The 20,613-nt window shown below is 73.3% G+C and carries 19 protein-coding genes and 1 tRNA gene; 12 read left to right on the plus strand and 8 right to left on the minus strand.

The window, feature by feature from the left end; translation table 11 throughout:
- Position 1: 1 nt before the first annotated feature.
- A complete protein-coding gene (locus ACZ6H8_RS02120; RefSeq protein WP_464143890.1) occupies positions 2-796 on the minus strand; it encodes a transglutaminase-like domain-containing protein in 795 nt (264 codons plus the stop codon).
- An 89-nt stretch (positions 797-885) separates the two neighbouring features.
- On the opposite strand from ACZ6H8_RS02120, the gene ACZ6H8_RS02125 reads away from it, so the two are divergent.
- Positions 886-961 (plus strand) — tRNA-Arg (locus tag ACZ6H8_RS02125).
- 59 nt (positions 962-1,020) lie between these two features.
- On the opposite strand, the gene ACZ6H8_RS02130 is transcribed toward ACZ6H8_RS02125, so the two are convergent.
- On the minus strand, positions 1,021-2,250 hold the full coding sequence (locus tag ACZ6H8_RS02130) for an MFS transporter (protein ID WP_464143892.1): 1,230 nt from the start codon (positions 2,248-2,250) through the stop codon (positions 1,021-1,023).
- 142 nt (positions 2,251-2,392) lie between these two features.
- Here ACZ6H8_RS02130 and ACZ6H8_RS02135 point away from each other — a divergent pair, with 142 nt between their 5' ends.
- Together ACZ6H8_RS02135 and ACZ6H8_RS02140 are read left to right on the plus strand one after the other, a co-directional pair.
- Positions 2,393-3,097 carry a TetR/AcrR family transcriptional regulator gene (locus ACZ6H8_RS02135; RefSeq protein WP_464143894.1) on the plus strand — a complete coding sequence of 235 codons (705 nt, stop codon included), beginning with the start codon at positions 2,393-2,395 and terminating at the stop codon, positions 3,095-3,097.
- A 40-nt stretch (positions 3,098-3,137) separates the two neighbouring features.
- The gene (locus tag ACZ6H8_RS02140; protein WP_464144000.1) at positions 3,138-3,800 is read left to right on the plus strand and encodes a DNA-3-methyladenine glycosylase; all 663 of its coding nucleotides are present in this window, start codon (positions 3,138-3,140) and stop codon (positions 3,798-3,800) included.
- On the opposite strand, the gene ACZ6H8_RS02145 is transcribed toward ACZ6H8_RS02140, so the two are convergent.
- Genes ACZ6H8_RS02145 through ACZ6H8_RS02155 form a run of 3 tightly spaced genes read right to left on the minus strand, consistent with a single transcriptional unit; the run spans position 3,788 to position 6,886 of the window.
- Positions 3,788-4,114: a cupin domain-containing protein gene (locus ACZ6H8_RS02145; protein ID WP_464143897.1), complete on the minus strand. Its 327-nt coding sequence runs from the start codon at positions 4,112-4,114 to the stop codon at positions 3,788-3,790. The two genes, ACZ6H8_RS02140 and ACZ6H8_RS02145, sit on opposite strands and share 13 nt — an antisense overlap.
- 34 nt (positions 4,115-4,148) lie before the next feature.
- Entirely contained in the window at positions 4,149-5,555 is a 1,407-nt protein-coding gene (locus ACZ6H8_RS02150; RefSeq protein WP_464143899.1) for an NAD(P)/FAD-dependent oxidoreductase, read from the minus strand.
- Positions 5,556-5,608: 53 nt separating this feature from the next.
- Positions 5,609-6,886: an acyltransferase family protein gene (locus ACZ6H8_RS02155; protein WP_464143901.1), complete on the minus strand. Its 1,278-nt coding sequence runs from the start codon at positions 6,884-6,886 to the stop codon at positions 5,609-5,611.
- A 103-nt stretch (positions 6,887-6,989) separates the two neighbouring features.
- On the opposite strand from ACZ6H8_RS02155, the gene ACZ6H8_RS02160 reads away from it, so the two are divergent.
- The 3 genes from ACZ6H8_RS02160 to ACZ6H8_RS02170 are packed head-to-tail and all read left to right on the plus strand — an operon-like array spanning position 6,990 to position 9,795.
- Positions 6,990-7,283: a metal-sensitive transcriptional regulator gene (locus tag ACZ6H8_RS02160; protein ID WP_464143903.1), complete on the plus strand. Its 294-nt coding sequence runs from the start codon at positions 6,990-6,992 to the stop codon at positions 7,281-7,283.
- Between the two features lie 14 nt (positions 7,284-7,297).
- On the plus strand, positions 7,298-7,615 hold the full coding sequence (locus ACZ6H8_RS02165; RefSeq protein WP_464143905.1) for a heavy-metal-associated domain-containing protein: 318 nt from the start codon (positions 7,298-7,300) through the stop codon (positions 7,613-7,615).
- Positions 7,615-9,795, plus strand: coding sequence for a heavy metal translocating P-type ATPase (locus tag ACZ6H8_RS02170; RefSeq protein WP_464143908.1), 2,181 nt, complete (start codon positions 7,615-7,617; stop codon positions 9,793-9,795). The genes ACZ6H8_RS02165 and ACZ6H8_RS02170 overlap by 1 nt, the downstream gene beginning before the upstream one ends.
- Before the next feature lie 178 nt (positions 9,796-9,973).
- Here ACZ6H8_RS02170 and ACZ6H8_RS02175 read toward each other — a convergent pair whose 3' ends face one another.
- The gene (locus ACZ6H8_RS02175) at positions 9,974-10,585 is read right to left on the minus strand and encodes an arsenate-mycothiol transferase ArsC (protein WP_464143910.1); all 612 of its coding nucleotides are present in this window, start codon (positions 10,583-10,585) and stop codon (positions 9,974-9,976) included.
- Between the two features lie 15 nt (positions 10,586-10,600).
- Positions 10,601-12,058, minus strand: coding sequence for a helix-turn-helix domain-containing protein (locus tag ACZ6H8_RS02180; RefSeq protein ID WP_464143913.1), 1,458 nt, complete (start codon positions 12,056-12,058; stop codon positions 10,601-10,603).
- Between the two features lie 83 nt (positions 12,059-12,141).
- Between ACZ6H8_RS02180 and ACZ6H8_RS02185 the strand changes: the two genes are divergently transcribed.
- From ACZ6H8_RS02185 to ACZ6H8_RS02210, 6 genes are all read left to right on the plus strand, one after another.
- On the plus strand, positions 12,142-14,031 hold the full coding sequence (locus tag ACZ6H8_RS02185) for a phosphoenolpyruvate carboxykinase (GTP) (RefSeq protein ID WP_464143915.1): 1,890 nt from the start codon (positions 12,142-12,144) through the stop codon (positions 14,029-14,031).
- A gap of 199 nt (positions 14,032-14,230) precedes the next feature.
- On the plus strand, positions 14,231-14,914 hold the full coding sequence (locus ACZ6H8_RS02190; RefSeq protein WP_464143918.1) for an FMN-binding negative transcriptional regulator: 684 nt from the start codon (positions 14,231-14,233) through the stop codon (positions 14,912-14,914).
- Positions 14,915-14,924: 10 nt separating this feature from the next.
- Positions 14,925-15,443 carry a sigma-70 family RNA polymerase sigma factor gene (locus ACZ6H8_RS02195; protein ID WP_464143919.1) on the plus strand — a complete coding sequence of 173 codons (519 nt, stop codon included), beginning with the start codon at positions 14,925-14,927 and terminating at the stop codon, positions 15,441-15,443.
- Complete coding sequence (locus ACZ6H8_RS02200) at positions 15,440-16,195, plus strand: hypothetical protein (protein ID WP_464143921.1); 756 nt, start codon at positions 15,440-15,442, stop codon at positions 16,193-16,195. Before ACZ6H8_RS02195 ends, ACZ6H8_RS02200 begins: the two co-directional genes overlap by 4 nt.
- 102 nt (positions 16,196-16,297) lie before the next feature.
- Complete coding sequence (locus tag ACZ6H8_RS02205; RefSeq protein ID WP_464143923.1) at positions 16,298-18,388, plus strand: TPM domain-containing protein; 2,091 nt, start codon at positions 16,298-16,300, stop codon at positions 18,386-18,388.
- 66 nt (positions 18,389-18,454) lie between these two features.
- Positions 18,455-19,240: a PspA/IM30 family protein gene (locus ACZ6H8_RS02210; RefSeq protein WP_464143926.1), complete on the plus strand. Its 786-nt coding sequence runs from the start codon at positions 18,455-18,457 to the stop codon at positions 19,238-19,240.
- A gap of 154 nt (positions 19,241-19,394) precedes the next feature.
- Here ACZ6H8_RS02210 and ACZ6H8_RS02215 read toward each other — a convergent pair whose 3' ends face one another.
- Positions 19,395-20,591 carry a glycosyltransferase gene (locus tag ACZ6H8_RS02215; RefSeq protein ID WP_464143928.1) on the minus strand — a complete coding sequence of 399 codons (1,197 nt, stop codon included), beginning with the start codon at positions 20,589-20,591 and terminating at the stop codon, positions 19,395-19,397.
- Positions 20,592-20,613 lie beyond the last annotated feature (22 nt).

The raw sequence follows: 20,613 nt of genomic DNA on the forward strand, positions 1-20,613 counted from the left end.
CTCAGGACAGCCGGATGCGCTGCGTCGGGTCGTCGATCGCGCCCTCGTCGAGCGCGTCGTCGTGGGCGGAGACCTCCATGGAGTCCAACGTGACCCAGCCGCGCGAGTTCGTCGCCCACGCCGTCTCCTCGGCGTCGACGCCCGTCGCGATGCGCACCATGCTGCCTCGCGGCGCCAGGTGCGTCGCATCGACGACCCACCACGCGCCGTCCACGTGCACCTCGGCGACGGCGTGGAAGTCGGGCGGCTGCAGTGCGGGCGCGTACACCGACGCGTAGCGCGCCGGGATGCCGACGGCCCTGCACAGCGCGATGACGACGTGCGCGTAGTCGCGGCACATGCCGCCGTGCTTGCGCAGCGTCGCGACCGCGCCGTCGTCGAGCTCGGAACGGAACATGTCGTACTCGAGGTTGCGGGCGACGTACCGCACGATCGCGTCGACGGCGGCCCAGCCGGTGGCGCGGCCGAATCGCTCCGACGCGAAGTCGCGCAGCGCCTCCACCTCGGCGTAGCGCGACGCCGCGAGGTAGCGCTCTGGCACGTCGCCCTCGTCGGCGCTCGGCGCATGCCCTGCGATGCGGGCGTCCAACGTGCACGAGAGCCTGCCCGGACCCGCTGCGAAGCGCAGCTCGCGCGTGCCGTGCCTGCCCTCGACCTCCTTCGCATCGACGGCGGCGCCGTCGAGGGTCAGCTCGAGCCGCTCGTCCTCTGCGTGGCCGGAGGACGGCAGCAGGAGCAGCACGAAGTCGGCCTCGCCATCGACGTCCATGGCGAACTGGGCGTGCAGGGTGCGCATCGTGTGCGTCTCCTCGCGTCGGGGTGGGGCGCCGTCTGGCGTCGGTGGAGGGCGGATGCGGCCCCGGGTGCTAGCCTGATCCAGCCCCTGCCCTCGTAGCTCAGGGGATAGAGCGTCTGCCTCCGGAGCAGAAGGTCGTAGGTTCGAATCCTATCGAGGGCACCACCGCACGGATGACCGCCGTGTCGCAGGTCGGCGGCTCACGCGGACGCCCACCGCGGCGCTCACGCCGCAGCGGCCCCGGCGATCGGCTCGGGCGTCGGCGCCTCGCGGAATGCCGGGTGCGCGAAGGCCAGCCCGATCGCGCCCGAGAGCACGACGACGCACGCCACGAACGGTGCTGCCGTCGACACGCCGAGCAGCAGCGTGCCGCCCGCGGGCCCCACGACGGCGCCGAGCACGCCCGCGATGCCCATGACCTGCTGCGCCGACGTGCGCCCGCCAGCAGCGGACGCCGTGCGAGCGACGCCCGAGAGCGCCAGACCCGCGCCGATGCCGGCCGCGACGATCGCGACGAGGATCGTCATGACGTTCGCCGCGGGCACGAGCCCGACGACCGCAACGACGAACAGCACGGCGCCACCGCGTGCCAGCAGCGCGGGCCGCCGCGACGCCCGCGACAGGAGCGACTGCGCCACGACCGCCGCGAGGCTGCCCACCAGCAGCATGCCGCCCGTGGCGAACCCGGTCGTCGCGGCGTCGAGGTCGAGACGCGCCGCGAGCACGAAGCCCAGCACCAGCTGCACGCACGCGATGCTCGCGAGCACGGCGAGCGCCACGAGCGCGAACGGCCACGCGCGGGCATCGATCGACAGCGCGCCCCGTCCGGGCGTCGGCGCCGCGAGCGTCGCCTGGTGCGGCAGGCCGATCCCGACCACGAGCGCTGCCACCAGCAGGATCAGCGGCGCGGCGAGCAACGGCACGAGCGCGCCGAACGCCGAGAGGAAGCCGCCGAGCGCGACGCCCATCACGACCGCGACGCCCTGCACGGTCGCGACGCCCGCGAGTCCGCGCATGCGTGCGGCGGCATCGGGCGTCGCCGCGATCACGAGCCGAGCAGCAGGCACGATCGCCGCGAGCGACGCGCCCAGCGCGACGCCGCGCAGCAGCAGGATCGCCGCGACGAGGATCCACCCGTCCACGAGTCCTCGTGCGCCGAGCATCGCGAGGCAGGCGAACGCCGCCATCGCCGCTGCGGCGAGCGCGAGCGCGGCGACCATGGGACCACGGGCGCCCACGCGGTGCACGCGACGCATCCACCCGGGCACCCCGGCGAGCATCATGGCGGCGGATGCCGCGACCGCGACGCCCACCTGCCACGGTGCGAGACCCAGCTCGACCGCGAGCGGCGCGGACGCCGGCTGCACCGACATCTGCGCCGACGCCGACAGCAGCACGGCAGCGAGCACGACGACGACGGGTGCGGGAATGCGCACGGGACTCTCGGCTGCCATGGAGCCTGCATCTCTCGAGGAGTGGTAGAACGACGTTCGATTGCACGCTATCGCGTCGACGTGCCCCGGTCACGCGCCACCGCGCACTCCTGGCGCGTCGCGGATGCCTGCCGACGCCCGCGCATGCGCCAGACTGGCAGCGATGGACGGCGAGACGCGCGGCGAGGATGCGCCCTTCCACGTCGGCCTGACCCCGCAGCGAGTGGTCGACGAGGCCGTCGCCCTCACCCGCCGGACGCACCTGCTGGGATGGTCGGTGCGCGACCTCGCCCGCAGGCTCGACGTCGCAGCCTCCGTGCTCTACCACCACGTCGGCAGCAAGGACGTCATCGTGCGTCGCGTCGTCGAGCGCGTGCTCGGCGACATGACGCTGCCCGACCGCGACCTGCCCTGGCAGGACTGGTTCCGTGCGTTGATCCTGCCCGCTCGCAGCCTCGTCGGCGCCCACCCCGGCGTCGCGAAGTGGCTGCTCATGCACGGCCCCACGCTGCCCCCGCTGCAGCCCGTCGTCGAGCAGGGCGTCGTCGTGCTGCAGCGCGCCGGGTTCGGCGCCCACGCGGCCATGGCGTACGCGGCGATCGTGAACAACGCCCTCTCGGCGGTCGCGATGGGCGACGACCGGCGCCTCGTCGACGACGACGGCCCCCGCGACCTCGCTGCGATGCGTGCCGCGCTCGACGCCGCCGACGCCGACCGCGCGGCGATCGACCACATCGTCGAGACCCTCGTCGACCCCTTCATCGACGAGGACGAGCACGACGGCGAGGAGCGCTACGTCGCGTTCATCCTCGAGACGACCATCGCGGGCCTCGAGGCGCTCCACGCCCGCGACTGGCAGGGCGCGTGACGCGCCGAGCGTTCCACGACCGCGCAGCGCGGACGTGACGATGGACGCCGACGCGACGCGGGCGTGGCTCGCACGCGACCCGGTCGTGGTCGCGCCGCTGCTGCTGGGCGCGACGATCGCGCACGACGCCCCCGAGGGTCGCGTCGCGGTGCGCATCACCGAGGTCGAGGCGTATCGCGGGGCCGACGACCCCGGCGCGCACTCGTTCCGGGGCCGCACGGCGAGGAACGCGACGATGTTCGGCGAGGCCGGGCACCTGTACGCGTACTTCACGTACGGCATGCACCACGCGATCAACGTCGTCGCAGGCACCGCAGGCGAGGGCTACGGCATCCTCGTGCGCGCCGGCGCCGTCGTCGACGGCGAGCCGCTCGCACGCGCCCGCCGCGAGGCGAGGCCGCGTCGCTCGCCGATCGTCGAGCTCGCGAGCGGCCCCGGCAACCTCGCGCAGGCGCTCGGAGCGACGCTCGCCGACGACGGCGCCGACCTGCTGGGCGACGGCTCGTGGAGCCTCGACCTCGGCCGCACGCCACCGACGCATCCACTCCCGCATCGCACGGGCCCGCGCGTGGGCGTGTCGGGCGACGGCGGCGACGCCGCGCGCTTCCCGTGGCGCTGCTGGCTGCCCGACGAGCCCAGCGTCTCCGCCTACCGGGCGGCCGCGCCGCGACGGCGCAGCGGCAGGGCCGGTCAGGCCACGTAGACCTTGGCGAGGTCCTCGTGCACCGTCCACTCGGTGCGCCCCCCCGCCGTCAGGGTCACGAGGTCGCCCGCAGCGACGTCGATCGTCTCGCCATCGTCGAAGCGGATCGTCGCACGGCCCGAGAGCACGACGAACGCCTCGTCGGCCTCGACGTCGCGCGCGACGCCGCGCGTCATGCGCCACACGCCCACCTCGGCCTCGCCGACGGTCGCGAGCGCCACGGATCCGGCAGCCGGCGCGCCTGCGACGACGTCGGCGGCAGGCAGCGGGGCGAGCGGCACGTCGACGCCCGCGAGCGGCACGACGCGGGTCATCGCCGCGCCCTCGCCGCCACCCCGGTCGTCGCGCTCACGAGTCGAAGCCGAGTCCGAGCGCGTCGAGCGTCTGCAGCAGCGCGTTGCGCCTGCCGCCCTGATGGTCGGCGCGATCGAGCGACCACCTCGTCGCCTGGATGCCGGCGGACGCGAACGGCTCCGGCGGGAACGGCACCGCGAGCTGTCGCACCATCTGCAGCTGCGTGCGCTCCGTGTCGAGGCCCGTGAGGCGGTCGAGGCTGACGTCGGCGGCGAAGCGCGTCGCAGCGACCCCGAGGCCCGTGAACCCGTTCGCGTACGCCACCTTGCCGCCGCGGGCGAGGCCGTACTGCGCGCAGAACCGCGTCGAGGTGTCGACGACGCCCGCCCATCGGTACGCGAAGCGCACGTCCTCCAGCTGCGGGAACGTCATGAGGAAGTGCGCTGCGAGCCGGTCGAACGACGCCTGCCTGCGCTCGTGCTGCGGCCGGATGCGCCCGCCGTAGAAGTAGACGGCGTCGTAGCCGCCCCACACGATGCGGTCGTCGGCCGTGAGCCGGTAGTAGTGGAACTGGTTCGCGGCGTCGGAGATGCCTCGCCTGCCACCCCATCCGATCGCCGCCTTCTGCTCCGCCGTGAGCGGCTCGGTCGTGAGCACGTAGTCGTAGACGGGCACCGTCGAGAGCCGGTCGCGCTTGAGCAGGCTCGGGAACGCGTTCGTCGCGAGCATCGCCCTCGGTGCGCGGACGCTGCCGCCGCCAGTGTGCACGGTGACGCCCGCGTCGTCGGAGTCGAGCGAGATCGCCTTCGAGCGCTCGAAGATCTCGACGCCGCGGTCGAGGCATGCGCGGGCGAGCTCGTGCACGAGCCTGCCGGGATGCACGAGCGCCGTGCCGACGCGGTCGAGGTAGCCGCCGAGGAACGTGGGCGAGTCGAGCTCGGCACGCGTCTGCTGGGCGTTCAGGAACACGCCGCGATCCTCGATCGCCTCGGTGCGCAGCCACTCCACCTGGTGCGGCTCGGTCGCGACCGTGAGCGAGCCGGTGCGCTCCCACTCGACGTCGAGCCCGAGGCGCTCGACGTCGGCGCCCATGCCGTCGAGGTTCTCGAGCCCGAGCTCCTCGAGCCGGTCGAGCTCCGCAGGCCATCGCGCCTCGCCGTTGGCGCGGCCGTGGGTGAGGGAGGCGTCGCAGAAGCCGCCGTTGCGACCCGACGCCGCCCATCCCAGGCGGTGCGCCTCGACCAGCACGACCTTGGTGCCGGGCTCGCGCTCCACGGCCTTGAGCGCCGTCCAGAGGCCCAGGTAGCCGCCGCCGACGACGACGAGGTCGGCGCGCACGTGCGACGTGAGCCGCGGGTGCCGCGGTGCGGGGCGGTCGAGCCACACCGAGCCCTCCTGCGCGGGTGCGAGCGCTCTGGCGACGAGCGCCGGGTCGACGGCTGCGTCGAACGTGGTCTCCATGGTCGGAGCCTAGGACAGCGTGGCGTCCGACGCCGCACGCGCGGCCTCGCGCGTCAGGGCAGCAGGCGAGCGCTCGGCGCGGGCGCGAGCGGGATGCGCGCCAGCAGCAGGGCGGCGACGGTGCCGACGACGCCGAACGCGGCGAGCGGCAGGTCGAGCCCGAACGTCATGATGAGGAACGGGGGCGCGATGAACAGCGCGATCGCGACGACCGTGCGCCACGCGGGCGGCGACTCGACGAGCTCCTGCACGCGCTCGAACCGTGCCAGCGGGATCGACAGCGCGCACACGAGCGCGAGCACCACGAGGAAGAACGGGATGCGCTCGAGCCACCACTGGCCCGTGCCCGGCGTCGACAGCGGGAACGGCAGGAGCAGCTGCACGCCGACGAGCAGCATGATGAGCGGCAGGTGCCACAGGTAGATCGTCATGAGGCGCGATCCGAGCAGCAGCACCGCGCCCTGCGCGGGCCGGAGTCGCATGAGCGCAGTCAGGGGCCGGTGCAGCAGCTGCAGCAGGCACGCCTGCGCGATGCCGAGCAGCAGCAGCGGCACCGTCGGCGGGAACTGGTTCGAGAGCATGTTCGTCGAGTAGTCGCCGACGCGCACGACGACGAGGAGGACGCCGTATGCGACGACGACGACCGCGGCGAGCTGCCACCAGCGTCTGGCCGCGAACCATCCGTCGTGCATCCAGAAGCCCAGCTGCTGCACGGCGAGCCACACGAACGCCACGTTCGGCAGGCCCACGAGGTCCTCGCCGACGAGGATGCGCACGAGGTCGGTCGCGCACGCGAGGGCGACGAGCGCCGCGAGCGTGACGACGGGCCTGCGCTCGTGCCACTCGATGAGGATGGGCGCGAGCGCCTGCACGAGCATGTACGACGCGAGGAACCACAGCGGAGAGCCGACGCCCACGGCGACGCCTGCGACGAACGCGGGATCGACAGGCAGGAGCGCGGCGATGCCGAGCACGACGGCGAGGAAGACGAACACCGGCAGCGACGGGCGGGCGAGGCGAGCGAGGCGCACGCGGGCGAAGTCCTCGGGGTCGTCGCCTCGACGGCGCGCGCTGCGGAACCCGGCGGCGCCCGCGAAGCCGCCGACGACGAAGAACAGGGGCATGATGAGCCCGAACCACGTCGCGGCGGGGAACCACGACTGGATCTCGAGGGTGCGTTCGAGCGCGATGCCGTCGTCGCTGACGGAGACGCCTGCGAAGAGCAGGTGCACGACGACGACGAGCAGCACGCACACGACCCTCGCGAGGTCGAGCGTGAGGTCGCGCTTGGCGAGCCTCGCCTCCGCAGCGCTGCGTTCGTCGGTGGTCACGCCGTCACTCTAGGACGACGACGATGCGGTCCCGGTGACCCGCGCGCCCGCGGCTGCGCCGACGACTGGCGTCCAGATACCCCCTTGGGGTATGGTCTCGAGCATGGAGCAGCACAGCCAAGGCTACGCGGACGACAAGCAGGCCATCCTGCGTCGCCTCAAGCGCGCAGAGGGCCAGGTGCGCGGCATCGCGCGCATGGTCGAGGAGGACGAGTACTGCATCGACATCCTCACGCAGGTCTCCGCAGCCACCAAGGCGCTCGAGACCGTCGCGCTGCAGCTGCTCGACGACCACCTGGCGCACTGCGTCGCCGAGGCAGCGAAGACCGGCGGCGCCGTCGCCGACGAGAAGATCCGCGAGGCGAGCCAGGCCATCGGCCGGCTCGTGCGCTCGTGACGAGAGGGAGCAGCATGCAGCAGGACGTCGAGATCACCCGGGCTCCGCAGGTCGCCGAGCAGGGCGGATGCTGCGGCGGCGGATGCTGCGGCGGCGACGCCGCGCAGGCCACGCCGGCCGCGACGCAGGACTTCGCCGTCACCGGCATGACGTGCGGCCACTGCGTCTCCGCCGTGCGCGAGGAGCTCGGCGAGATCGACGGCGTGCGCAGCGTCGAGGTCGACCTCGTCGCAGGCGGCACCTCGACGGTGCGCGTCGACGCAGACGGCCCCCTCGACGTCGACGCCGTGCGCGCCGCCGTCGCCGAGGCCGGCTACACGCTCGCCGACTGATGCCCACCGAGGTCGTCGACCTCGAGATCCAGGGCATGACGTGCGCGTCGTGCGCCGCTCGCATCGAGCGGCGCCTCGGCCGCATGCCCGGCGTCGAGGCGACCGTGAACTACGCGACCGAGGTCGCGCACGTCACCCTGCCATCCGGCACGACCATCGCCGATGCGATCGCGACCGTCGAGGCCACCGGCTACGGCGCATCCATGCCGGAGGCCGAGCGCCGCCGCTCGGACTCCGGGCTCGCGTGGCGGCTGCTCGTCGCCGCGACCCTCGGCACGCCGGTCGTCGCGATGGGCATGGTGCCCGCGCTGCAGATCGACGGGTGGCAGTGGCTGTCGCTCGTGCTCGCCACCCCCATCGCCGCATGGTCGGCGTGGCCGTTCCACCGCGCGGCCGCGAAGGCGCTGCGCCACGGCGCCACCACGATGGACACCCTGGTGTCGATGGGCGTCATCGCCGCGTACCTCTGGTCGGTGTGGGCGCTCGTGTGGGGCGGCGCCGGCGAGATGGGCATGCACATGGGCGGCCTGCTCGCCACGGGCGACGGCGCCGGCCTCTACCTCGAGGTCGTCGCGGCCGTGACGGCGTTCCTGCTGGCCGGCAGGCTCATCGAGCATCGCGCGCGCCGCGGCAGCGTCGACGCGCTGCGCTCCGTCGCGCGCCTCGGCGCCCGCGAGGCGACGCGCGTCGTCGGCGACGTCGACGAGCGCGTGCCCGTCGACGCCCTCGCGGTCGGCGACCTCGTGCGCGTCGTGCCAGGCGAGAAGATCGCCGCCGACGGCGTCGTCGTGGAGGGCGCCTCCACCGTGGATGCCTCGCTCGTGACGGGCGAGTCGATGCCCGTCGAGGTCGCAGAGGGCTCGTCGGTCGTGGGCGCGACGATCAACGGCGCAGGCGTGCTGCTCGTGCGCGCCACCGCCGTCGGCGGCGACACCGAGCTCGCGCGCATCGCGAGGCTCCTCGAGCAGGCGCAGGAGGGCAAGACGGCGGTGCAGCGCATCGCCGACCGCATCTCGTCGGTGTTCGTGCCCGTCGTCGTCGCGCTCGCCGTGCTGACGCTCGTGGGGTGGATCGTCGCCACCGGCGACGTGCAGCACGCGTTCACGGCCGCGATCGCGACGCTCATCATCGCCTGCCCGTGCGCGCTGGGCCTCGCGACGCCGACGGCGCTGCTCGCGGGCACGACGACGGGAGCCGAGCTCGGCATCCTCATCCGCGACGCGCGCGTGCTCGAGGCGGCGCGGCGCGTGCGCGTGCTGCTCGCCGACAAGACCGGCACGATCACGGCCGGGCGCATGCGGCTCGAGGGCACCACGACGGCGGCGGGCGTGGATGCCGACGAGGTCGTGCGCGTCGCCGCCTCGCTCGAGCGCGGCAGCGAGCATCCCATCGCCCGCGCCATCGTCGCAGCAGCGCCCGACGCGCCGCGTGCGGAGGGCGTGCAGGCTGCCGCGGGGCTCGGCATCCACGGCGTCGTCGACGGTCGGGCCGCGCAGGCCGGATCGGCCGAGTGGATCGCGAGCGCATGGTCCGCTCCCCTGCCTCCCGCCCTGGCAGCGGCGCTCGACGAGGCGCAGGCGCGGGGCGCGACGACCGTCGTCGTCGCATGGGACGGCGAGGCGCGAGGCGTGCTTGCGGTGCGCGACGAGGTGCGGCCGACGAGCGTCGCCGCCGTCGCACGCCTCGCAGGCATGGGCGTGCGCGTCGCGATGGTCTCCGGCGACAACGCGCGCGCCGCCCACGCCGTGGCCGCCGAGGTCGGCATCGACGACGTCACCGCTGCGGCCACCCCGGCCGACAAGGTCGAGGCCGTGCGTCTGGCGCAGCGCTCGGGCAGCGTCGCGATGGTCGGCGACGGCGTCAACGACGCGGCGGCGCTCGCCGCCGCCGACCTCGGCATCGCGATGGGCACGGGCACGGATGCGGCGCAGCACGCCGCCGACGTGACCCTCGTGGGCGGCGACCTCGAGGCCGCGGCCGACGCGATCGCGCTGTCGAGGCGCACGCTCGCGACCATCCGCCTCAACCTCGTGTGGGCGTTCGCGTACAACACCGTCGCGATCCCCGTGGCGATGGCGGGGCTGCTGACGCCCATGCTCGCGGGCCTCGCGATGGCGCTGTCGAGCGTGCTCGTCGTCGCATCGTCGCTCACGCTGCGGCTGTACCGCCCGCGGCGCTGAGGCACGACGTCGGTCGCCCGTCGCCGCCAGCGCTCCTCCCTTCGAGGCTCGCTGCGCTCGCACCTCACGGAGCGGAGCGGGAGCGCCCCCGTCGGGCCGAGGCTCCACCACCCGACCCCTGAGGTGCGAGCGCAGCGAGCCTCGAAGGGTCGCGCACCGCCACGACCCCGAGCGCCGGCTAGGAGAGCTCGCCCAGCAGCACGTCGACGCGTGCGCGGATCTGGTCGCGCAGCGCCCGCACCGCGGCCGAGCCGAGCCCGGCAGGGTCTGCGTAGTCCCACGACTGCGTGCGCTGCCCGTCGTGCAGCGGCGGCGCGTCGCACAGCATCGTCACGACGAGGTCTGCGCGCGAGAGCACCTCCGCCGTGAGCGGCTTCGGGAACCCGGGATGCGTCACGCCCACCTCGGCCAGCGCATCCGCCACCGAGCGCAGCACGCCACCGACGGGACGCATCCCCGCCGAGGCGACGACGACCGACGCACCCGACGCGCGCAGCAGCGACTCGGCGATGATCGACATGCCGTCGTTGCGGGTCGACAGGAACAGCACGCGAGGCACGCCGGGGGCGACGGTCGCGTCGAGGGCGTCGAGTCGCTGCGCCGCGAGGTCGACGGCCCGCTGGTCGAGCAGCTCGTGGCCCGCGTCGACGGCGGCGAGGAGGTCGCGCGAATGGTGCACGAGCGTCTGCACCGTGGCGGCGTCGAGCGTGGGATGCGCGTGCGCGAGCGTCTCGGCGGCGTCGCCGATCGACATCGGCTCGTCGCCGCGCCTGCCGCGTCTGCTGCGCATGCCACCCAGCATGCCTCAGCCCTCGCGGTCGGCGTCCGGCGCGATGTCGCGCGCGTGGCGTTCGAGGAAGTCGTACAGCTCGGCGTCGTCGACTCCGGGGTACGTGCCCGACGGCAGCGGCGCGAGCGTGTGCTGATGCATGCGTGCGCTCGCCCACGCCTTCGTGCGCCACCGGTCCGCGATCTCGGGCGCGGGCTGCGAGCAGCACGTCTTGTCGGGGCAGCGCGACTGCTCGCGCACGGGCGTCGCCGATCCGCGGAACCACTTCGCGGTGTCGAACGGCACGCCGACGGTGATCGAGAACTCCCCGTCGGTGCCGGTGCCCGTCTGCGACGAGCACCAGAACGTGCCTGCTGGCGTGTCGGTGTACTGGTAGAACTCCGTGGTGCGCGACGCGCGGTCGAACGCGCTGCGCGCGGCGAAGTGGCGGCACACGACCTGGCCCTCGATCGCACCCGAGGCGTCCATCGGCAGCGGCAGCCCGTCGTTCTCGTACGCGCGCATGAGGGCGCCGTCGTCGCCGACGCGCAGGAAGTGGCATTCGAGCCCGAGGTCGACGGTCGCGAGGTTCGTGAACCGCATCGCCGCGGACTCGTGCGTCACGCCGAACGCGTCGCGGAAGTCCTCCACGGCGATGTTGCGATCCTTCTTGGCGCGCATGAGGTAGTCGACCGATGCGGTGCGCGGCATGAGCGTGGCCGCTGCGAAGTAGTTGATCTCGAGCCGCTGCTGCAGGAACTCGCGGTACGTCTCGGGCTCGCGGTGCTCGAGGAGCCGGTGCGCGATGGCCTGCAGCGCCATGGAGCGCAGGCCGTGGCCGCCGGGGATGGAGGCGGGCGGCAGGTAGATGCGGCCGTGCTCGAGATCGGTGACGGAGCGCGCCGAGTGCGGCATGTCGGTGACGTAGACGAGCTCGAAGCCGATGCGGGTCGCCATGTCGGCGACGGCACGGTGCGTGAGCGCGCCGCGCTCGTGGCCGACGGCGGCGAGCTGCTCCTCGGCGAGCGCGTCGAGGTCGGGCATCGCGTTGTCGCGCTCCTGCATGTGCAGGCGGATGGCGGTGGAGTCGCGCCTGGCCTGCTCTGGCGTCGCGATCGCCTCCCGCGACCTGCGGTCGAGCTCGCGTTGCAGGCCGACGAGCGAGCGCAGCACGTCGTCGGGCATCGTCTTCGACGCGCGCACGTGCGGCAGGCCGAGCCGCGAGTACACGGTGCCCTCCTGCAGGCGCTGCAGCTCGAGCTCGAGGCGGGAGCGCTCGGTGGGTGGCTCGTCGGACAGCAGCTCGGTCGTCGAGACGTCGAGCGCGGCCGCGATGGCCTGCAGCTGCGACAGTCGCGGCTCGCGCTTGCCGTTCTCCATGAGCGACAGCTGGCTGCCAGCGAGGCCGACGAGGTCGCCGAGGCCGTCGAGGGTGAGGCCCGCGCGTCCCCGGTAGTGCCGGATGCGGTGGCCGAGGACTGCAAGATCGCTCACACCGTGAGCCTAGCGAAAGAACCGCGCAACATTCACCCCGAATCCCGGCCACTCAGCGCGAAACAGCGCCCATGGTGGAAGACATGACGATCCTTCCCCCGCCTCCGACGTCCGCCGCGACGGCCGCACGGGCCTCGCGCACCCTCATCGGCGCTCCCGAGGGCACCGCACCGTCGGTCATCGAGTGGGTCGCGAGCGTCGCTCGACTGACGCAGCCGAGCCGCGTGGAGTGGTGCGACGGATCCGAGGCGGAGTTCGCCTCGCTCGTCGACACGATGCTCGAGGCCGGCACGATCGTGCCGGTGCCCGCGAGGCCGGGCAGCTACCTCGCCCGCAGCCACCCCGACGACGTCGCCCGCGTCGAGGACCGCACGTTCATCTGCTCCGTCGACGACGAGGATGCCGGCCCCACGAACCACTGGCGCGACCCCGAGACGATGCGCGAGATCCTCGGCGGCCTGTTCAACGGTGCGATGCGCGGCCGCACGATGTACGTCATCCCGTTCTCGATGGGACCCGTCGGCGGCCCCATCTCGAAGCTCGGCATCGAGATCACCGACTCGCCGTACGTCGTCGCGAGCATGCACGCCATGACGCGCGTGGGCACGAACGTGCTCGAGGCGATCGCCGGCGGCGAGGACTGGGTGCCTGCCGTGCACTCCGTCGGCGCTCCCCTCGCCGACGGGCAGGCCGACTCCGCGTGGCCGTGCAGCACGACGAAGTACATCTCGCACTTCCCCGAGACGCGCGAGATCTGGTCGTTCGGCTCGGCGTACGGCGGCAACGCGCTGCTGGCGAAGAAGTGCTTCGCGCTGCGCATCGCCTCGGTGCAGGCGCGCGACGAAGGGTGGCTCGCCGAGCACATGCTCATCGTGCGCCTCACGCACGACGACGGCAGGCGCCTGCACCTCGCTGCCGCGTTCCCGTCGGCGTGCGGCAAGACGAACCTCGCGATGCTGCAGCCGTCGATCCCCGGCTGGTCGGTCGAGACGATCGGCGACGACATCGCCTGGATGCGCACCGGCGCCGACGGCCGTCTGCACGCCATCAACCCCGAGAACGGGTTCTTCGGCGTCGCACCCGGCACGTCGCATGCGACGAACGCGACCGCGATGGCGATGCTCGAACGCGACACGATCTTCACCAACGTCGCCCTCACCGACGACGGCGACGTGTGGTGGGAGGGCATGACGAAGGAGGCGCCCGCGTCGCTCACCGACTGGCGCGGCGAGCGGTGGACGCCCGAGTCGGGCACGCCAGCCGCCCACCCGAACGCCCGCTTCACGGTGCGTGCCACGCAGTGCCCGTCGATCGCCGACGACTGGGATGCGCCGGAGGGCGTGCCGATCGACGCGATCGTCTTCGGCGGGCGTCGTCCCTCGCAGGTGCCGCTCGTCATGCAGGCGCGCGACTGGGAGCACGGCGTCTACGTCGGCGCGACCATCTCGAGCCAGCAGACCGCAGCAGCCGAGGGTCCCGTGGGCGCGATCCGTCGCGACCCGTTCGCGATGCTGCCGTTCTGCGGCTACGACATGGGCGACTACTTCCGCCACTGGCTCGACGTCGGCCAGCGTCTCGGCAGGAACGCGCCCGCGATCTTCTCGGTGAACTGGTTCCGCCGCGACGAGGACGGCGGATTCCTGTGGCCGGGCTTCAGCGAGAACGCGCGCGTGCTCGAGTGGATCGCGGGCCGCGTCGGCGGCACGGCGCCCGGCGTCGACACCGCGATCGGCGTGCTGCCCGCCGAGGGCGCGCTCGACGTGTCGGGTCTCGACCTGCCCGAGGGCGTGCTCGAGGAGCTGCTCGCGGTCGATGCACCCGCATGGCTCGCGGAGCTCGTCGACGTCGAGGCGTTCTTCGGCCAGTTCGAGCGGCTGCCGTTCGGCCTGCGCCGCCAGCTGAACCACGTGCGGTGGCGCCTGGAGCAGCAGACGGTGGGCGACACGGCCGACGCGGCGCTCGCGGCGGCCTGAGGCGACCGGCGCCCGCGCGACGAGCGGCGCGCACCGTCGCAGTGCTGCGGCTCGCTTCGAGGCACGCTCCCCTCGCACCCCACCGAGCGGTCCTGGCACCCCGCACCGTGCCGGCGCGACCGAGCGGGCCTGCCGGATCGACCAGCGGGTGACGCGTGGCTCGGGCCCGCCACCGCGGCCGGATGCGAGGATCGATCGCATGCAGCCGAATCCCCAGTACCGCGTCGACGATCCCGCCTTCGCGCGCGCACTGGTCGAGACGCATCCGTGGGCGACGCTCGTGAGCCACGTCGACGGCGCGCCCGTCGCATCCCACACGCCGCTGCTGCTCGACGACGCGCCAGGCGTCAACGACGGCGAGGCCATCTCGTGGGTCACGCACCTCGGCCGCGCCGACGCTCGCCTGCACGGCCTCGTCGGGGGCGCATCCACAGGCTCGGGCTCGATGCTGGTCGTCGTGCAGGGCGCCCACGAGTACGTCTCCCCCAGCTGGTACGTCGGCGCCGACGAGGGCCAGGTGCCCACGTGGAACTTCGAGGCCGTGCACGCCGTGTGCGACGTGCAGGTCGTCTCGCACGAGGAGAACGTCGCGACGCTCGAGCGCCTCGTCGCGCACTTCGAGGGCGACCGGCCGGGCGCGAAGCGGCTCGACGTCGACGACGAGGTCAACGCTGGCCTCGCGATGGGCACGACGGGCCTGCGCCTCACGGTGCGATCGTGGACGGCGAAGTCGAAGCTGTCGCAGAACAAGTCGCCCCAGACGCGCGCGAGCGTCGTGGCGCATCTGCAGGGCATCCACCCCGTGCTCGCCGCGCGCATGCAGGCATCGCTCGACGCGGATCTCGCCACCACCCCAACCGGACGCGCGAGCTCTGCGTCGTAGGGGGTGAGGGATGGCTGCGCACTGGGAGCAGGTCGTGACGCGACTCGTCGCAGAGCGCGGCCCCGCCCTCACCCGCTACGCCGCGCTGCTGTGCGGCGACGACGAGGAGGCGAGGGATCTGGTGCAGGATGCGCTCGCGGCGACGTTCGGTCGCCTGCGCAACGGCTTCGAGGTCGAGCAGGCCGAGGCGTACGTGCGCCGCGCGATCGCGAACCGCTTCCTCGACCGCGCCAGGCGCAGGCAGCGCTGGCAGCGCATCCGCCCGCTCGTCGTGCCCCACGAGCGCCTCGACTCGGGCTCGACGCTCACGGGGGCGCACCTCGACATGGCCGCGCGGCTCGAACGCCTCAGCCCGCGCGAGCGCGCATGCGTCGTGCTGCGCTACTACGAGGATCGCTCGGTCGACGAGACGGCGAAGGAGCTGGGCATCGCGCCCGGATCGGTGAAGCGGTACGTGAGCGACGCGATGGGCAAGCTGCGTGAGCAGCTCGCGACCGAGGAGCGACGCGGCAGGGAGGAGACGCGATGAACGACGACGAGCTGCGGGATCGGCTCCGCGCGATGCCCGAGCCGACCGCGTCGATCGACGTCGACGCCGTCGTCGCCGACGCCCGTCGCCGTCGCCGCCCGAAGGTCGTCGGCGTCGCGGTCGCATCCGTCGCGGGCTGCCTCGCCCTCCTCGCACCCGTCGTCGTGCCGGGCCTCGTCGACCCCGACCCCGTGACGGCGACGCTGCAGGACTCGGGATCCGCCGAGCAGGCGCCCGCGGCGACGGCGCCCGAGCCGACCGACGAGTACGCGGCCGGCGACCCGAGCGTCGCGGGCGGTGGCGAGGAGGAGGCGGCGACCTCACCCGGCTTCCCGGATCTCGACTCGCTCCCCGTCGGCACCTGCCCGACCGTGCTTCCCGTCGGAGACGAGCTCGAGGGCGTCTCGATCGCGTTCCTCGAAGGCCCCACCGACGGGCGGGCCGTGGTCACCGTCGACAACGACTCGTCCTCGACGCTCGTCGCCACCGTCGAGGACGTCGCACTCGCCATCGTCGGCGAGGACGGCACCGTGCTTGCGACCAGCGCGCAGGCGTCGACGCCGGTCGAGTACGGCACCCAGCTCCGCATCGAGCCGGGTGGGTCGCAGAGCACCTCGATCGTCCCGGTGAACCTCGGCCTGCTGGCCTGCAGCGAGGACGAGGTGGCTGGTGACCTCGTGCCGGTCGTCACGCTGTCGATCGATGGCCGCCCAGGCGAGGTCGCCCTGATCGGCGACGTCTGGGATCCCTGAGCGTCGTTCGCTCACAGCGGCTGCCGCTCCCCCGAATCCCAAGGTTCGCGCAGAGACCTGCCGGGTAGGCTCGCGCCGAAGCGACCACCCGAGGGGGGATGGATGCCCACCAGCATCGTCAGAGGGCTCGTGGCCGCCGGCATCGCCGGCGCCGCGGCGCTCACGTTGAGCGCGGGGGCGCTCTCGATCGAGGATCCCGTCGATCTCGGCGGTGACGTGTTCGTCGACGAGACCGGCCAGCTGTCCGGCGACGCCGACGAGATCACGCAGGCGCTCGAGGCGGCGAACGCCGACTCCGACGTGCAGACGTACGCCGTCGTCGTGTCGTCGTTCGACGGCATGGAGCGCGGCGAGTGGGCCAACGAGTCCGCGGTGGGGTCGGGCCTCGAGGAGTCGTCGGTGCTGCTGGCGATCGCGCTCGACGACGGCCAGTTCGCCTACTCCGTCGGGTCGGGCGTCGACCGCTCCGACGAGCAGCTCACCGACGCCGAGGACAACGCGCTCGAGCCGCGTCTGAACGACGGCGACATCGCAGGAGGCATCGTCGCGTTCGGCGAGCGCCTCGCCGACGACGCCGCACCCCCGAGCCAGGTCGCGCTGGGCACCGGCGCCGCGATCGTCGGTGGCCTCGCGGTCGTCGGCGGCGGCGTGTTCGTCGGCACCCGCATCGCGAGGCGCCGCAAGACGAAGCGCGCGCAGCAGCAGGAGGTCGAGCAGCACCAGCTGAGCCTCGAGCAGCTGAAGCAGCGCGCCGACATCGCGCTCGTGCAGCTCGACGACACCGTGCAGCAGTCCGAGCAGGAGCTGCAGTTCGCCGAGGCGCAGTTCGGCGCCGAGCCCGTCGCGCAGTACCAGCAGGCGCTGAAGCGGGCGAAGGGCGGCCTGCAGGAGGCGTTCACGCTGCAGCAGCAGCTCGACGACGCGTTCCCGGACACCGACCAGGAGCGGCACGACTGGTCGAGCCGCATCCTGCAGATCGCCGAGGGCGCCACCGCCGAGCTTGGCAGCCACGCGAAGGGCTTCGAGGAGCTCCGCGACCTCGAGCACACCGCACCGCAGGCGCTCGAGGCGGCCGCGAAGGGCCGCACCGAGCTCGAGGCGCGCATCCAGCACGCGAAGCAGATCCTCGACCGCCTCGACGACCGCTACACGGGCGCCTCCATCGCGCCGGTGCAGCAGAACATCGCGGGCGCCGAGCGGCTGCTGCCCGCGATCGACGAGGCCGTCGCGCAGGGCCGCGCCGCCACCGGCGGGCAGGCGGCCGTCGCCGTGCACGCCGCAGAGGCCGCCCTCGCGCAGGCGCAGTCGCTGCTCACGGGCGTCGAGCGTGCTGGCGACGACCTCGCCGCCTCCGAGCAGCAGCTGCGCGCACTCGTCGACGACACCGTGAACGACGTCGCCGTCGCCCGTTCGCTGCCGAAGGGGCAGACCGACCTCGCCCCCATCATCCAGCTCGCGGAGCAGGCGATCGCCGACGCCAGGCGCACGCCCGTCGACGTCGCAGAGGTGCTGCCCAGGCTGCAGCGAGCGAACGACACGCTCGACCAGGCGACGGGCCAGGCGCGCGACGAGGGCCACAGGCAGGGACGCGCCGCGTCGTCGCTGCAGGGCTGGCTGGCGTCGGCGAGGCAGAACATCGACTCGGCCGAGCAGTACCTCTCGACGCGTCGCATCGCCGTCGGCTCCCAGCCGCGCCGCCTCCTCGCGCTCGCGCAGGAGGACCTCGCGCAGGCGCTGCGACTGCAGCAGTCCGACGTGGGTGCCGCGACCGACGCCGCACGTCGCGCGTCGGAGCGGGCTGAGCAGGCGCTGCGCGCTGCCGACGACGACATCTCCGGCTACGGAGGCGGCTCCCGCAACCCGTACTACGGCGGCGGACGCGGGCGACGCGACCGCGACGGCTTCGACGGCGACGGCTTCGGCGGCGGCATGGGTGGCGGGCTCGGCAACATCGGCGGCGCCGTCATGGGCGGCGTGCTCGGCTCGGTGCTCGGCAACATCCTCTCCGGTGGCGGCCACCACGGCGGCGGCGACTGGGGCGCGTCGGCATCCGGCGGCGACGGCGGCTTCTTCGGAGGATTCGGCGGCGGCGACGGCGGCGGCTTCACCAGCGGCGGCGGCGGCGACTTCGGCGGCTTCTTCGGAGGCGGCGGCGACTTCGGCGGCTTCGACGGCGGCGGCGGCGACTTCTAGCCGCCCACGCCCACGCATCCATCCATCCGGCTCTTCTCAGACCAGACGGCAATCGAAAGGGAGACCATGTCCAAGCAGTCCATCCTCGGTCGCATCGCCCAGCTCGCGCGAGCGAACATCAACTCGCTCCTCGACCAGGCCGAGGACCCCGCGAAGATGCTCGACCAGCTCGTGCGCGACTACACGAACTCCATCGCGGAAGCAGAGCAGGCCATCGCGCAGACCATCGGCAACCTGCGCATGCAGGAGCAGGACTACCAGGAGGACGTGCGCGCGTCGCAGGACTGGGGTCGCAAGGCGCTCGCCGCGAGCCAGAAGGCCGACCAGCTGCGCAGCACGGGCTCGCCCGACGCAGACAAGTTCGACAACCTCGCGAAGGTCGCGCTGTCGAAGCAGATGCAGGCCGAGTCGGAGGCACGTGCCGCGGAGCCGTCGATCCAGTCGCAGACGCAGGTCGTCGACAAGCTGAAGAGCGGCCTCGACACCATGAAGCAGAAGCTCGACGAGCTGAAGTCGAAGCGCTCCGAGCTCATCGCCCGCCAGAAGACGGCGCAGGCGCAGTCGCAGGTGCACGACGCGATCAAGTCGATCGACATCATGGACCCCACGAGCGAGATCGGCCGCTTCGAGGAGAAGATCCGCCGCGAGGAGGCGAAGGTGCTCGGCCAGCAGGAGCTGGCGTCGTCGAGCCTCGACGCGCAGTTCGAGGCGCTCGAGAACCACGACCGCGACATCGAGATCGAGGCGCGCCTGGCCGAGCTGAAGAGCGGCCAGCAGCAGGCGGTCACGTCGGGCTCGCAGCAGTCGGCCGTGACCGACGGCTCGGTCGACGCGGAGGTCGTCGACCGCTGACGCGCGCGGCGCATGCGGAGGGGCGGGCCTGCGGGCTCGCCCCTCCTCCCGTTGCGAGGTGCGCTTCCCGTTGCGAGGTGCGCTTCTCCAGCTGAGGTGCGTTGCGATCCGCACCTCGACTGGAGAAGCGCACCTCGCAACGCGGGCCGGGGCGTCAGTCGGGGTCGGCACCCAAGGCGCGGTACACCTGGTCGAGGCGCTCGGCGGATGCCTGCCACGTGCGCCGCTCGACCTCGCCTCGGGCGGATGCCGACAGCTCGGACAGGCGCACGGGATCGTCGATGATGCGTCTGCACGCCGCCGCCCACGTCTCCGGGTCGCGACCGGCGACGAGCACGCCGGTCGCGCCGTCGACCACCGACTCCGGGAGGCCCCCGACGTCGGCGGCGACGACGGGCGTGCCGCACGCGGCGGCCTCGAGGGCGACGATGCCGAACGTCTCGGCTCGGCTCGGCACGACGACGAGGCTCGCAGCGCCCAGCAGCCGTGCGAGCTCCGGCCGGTCGAGCGAGCCGATGCGGCGCACGCGATCCGCGACGCCCGCATCGGCCGCGATCGCCGCGAGCTCGTCGACGAACCCCTCGTCGCCCGGTGGCGCCTCCCCCACGAGCGCGAGCACCGCATCGTCGAGGTGCTCGAGCATCCGCACCGCGAGGTCCTGTCCCTTCGTCGACTGCAGGCGCCCCGCGACGACCACGAGCGCCTCGTGGTCGCGGACGCCCAGACGTGCGCGCACGTCGTCGCGCACGTCGAACCCGGCAGGAGCGAAGACGTCGGCGTCGACGCCGGGCCGCACGAGCCAGATGCGGGAGGCATCGACGTGCAGCTCGTCGATGACGGTGTCGGCCTCGGCGTTCGACACGGCGACGACCGCATCGGCCTCCAACGCGAGGTAGCGCTCGGTGAGCCTGCGACGCTCGGGCTCCGCAGCCCCTCCCGACGCCTTCTGCACCGCGAGCGTGTGGAACGTCTGCACGAGCGGCACGCCGAGCGCGAGACCCACGGGCAGCGCGGCGAGGCCCGAGAGCCAGTAGTGGGCGTGGATGACGTCGTACGGCTCGTCGGCATCGACCGCCACCCGCTGCAGCTGCTCGCCGAACTCGTCGGCGAGGTTCGGCAGGTCGTGCTTGCGCAGCACGCCACCGCCCGTCTCGAGCGCGAAGAGCGTGACGCCGGGCGCGAGCCGCTTCGTCCACCGCGTGCCCGTCGCGCGCGTGAACAGGTCGATGTGATGCCCGCGCGCCGCGAGCGCCTTCGCCGTCTCGAGCACGTACACGTTCATGCCGCCCGCGTCGCCCGTGCCCGGCCGATCTGCGGGCGACGTGTGCATCGACACCATCGCGATCCGCATGCGCGTCAGCGTAGCCGGTGGG

It is taken from the genome of Agrococcus sp. AC640b (genome assembly GCF_979255995.1).

Coding starts and splice junctions, on each gene's coding strand:
- ACZ6H8_RS02170 (WP_464143908.1), top strand. CDS start 7,615: ATGCCCACCGAGGTCGTCGACCTCGAGATCCAGGGCATGACGTGCGCG.
- ACZ6H8_RS02160 (WP_464143903.1), top strand. CDS start 6,990: ATGGAGCAGCACAGCCAAGGCTACGCGGACGACAAGCAGGCCATCCTG.
- ACZ6H8_RS02215 (WP_464143928.1), bottom strand. CDS start 20,591: ATGCGGATCGCGATGGTGTCGATGCACACGTCGCCCGCAGATCGGCCG.
- ACZ6H8_RS02175 (WP_464143910.1), bottom strand. CDS start 10,585: ATGCGCAGCAGACGCGGCAGGCGCGGCGACGAGCCGATGTCGATCGGC.
- ACZ6H8_RS02140 (WP_464144000.1), top strand. CDS start 3,138: ATGGACGCCGACGCGACGCGGGCGTGGCTCGCACGCGACCCGGTCGTG.
- ACZ6H8_RS02130 (WP_464143892.1), bottom strand. CDS start 2,250: ATGGCAGCCGAGAGTCCCGTGCGCATTCCCGCACCCGTCGTCGTCGTG.
- ACZ6H8_RS02205 (WP_464143923.1), top strand. CDS start 16,298: ATGCCCACCAGCATCGTCAGAGGGCTCGTGGCCGCCGGCATCGCCGGC.
- ACZ6H8_RS02200 (WP_464143921.1), top strand. CDS start 15,440: ATGAACGACGACGAGCTGCGGGATCGGCTCCGCGCGATGCCCGAGCCG.
- ACZ6H8_RS02195 (WP_464143919.1), top strand. CDS start 14,925: ATGGCTGCGCACTGGGAGCAGGTCGTGACGCGACTCGTCGCAGAGCGC.
- ACZ6H8_RS02190 (WP_464143918.1), top strand. CDS start 14,231: ATGCAGCCGAATCCCCAGTACCGCGTCGACGATCCCGCCTTCGCGCGC.
- ACZ6H8_RS02135 (WP_464143894.1), top strand. CDS start 2,393: ATGGACGGCGAGACGCGCGGCGAGGATGCGCCCTTCCACGTCGGCCTG.
- ACZ6H8_RS02210 (WP_464143926.1), top strand. CDS start 18,455: ATGTCCAAGCAGTCCATCCTCGGTCGCATCGCCCAGCTCGCGCGAGCG.
- ACZ6H8_RS02145 (WP_464143897.1), bottom strand. CDS start 4,114: ATGACCCGCGTCGTGCCGCTCGCGGGCGTCGACGTGCCGCTCGCCCCG.
- ACZ6H8_RS02150 (WP_464143899.1), bottom strand. CDS start 5,555: ATGGAGACCACGTTCGACGCAGCCGTCGACCCGGCGCTCGTCGCCAGA.
- ACZ6H8_RS02165 (WP_464143905.1), top strand. CDS start 7,298: ATGCAGCAGGACGTCGAGATCACCCGGGCTCCGCAGGTCGCCGAGCAG.
- ACZ6H8_RS02120 (WP_464143890.1), bottom strand. CDS start 796: ATGCGCACCCTGCACGCCCAGTTCGCCATGGACGTCGATGGCGAGGCC.
- ACZ6H8_RS02185 (WP_464143915.1), top strand. CDS start 12,142: ATGACGATCCTTCCCCCGCCTCCGACGTCCGCCGCGACGGCCGCACGG.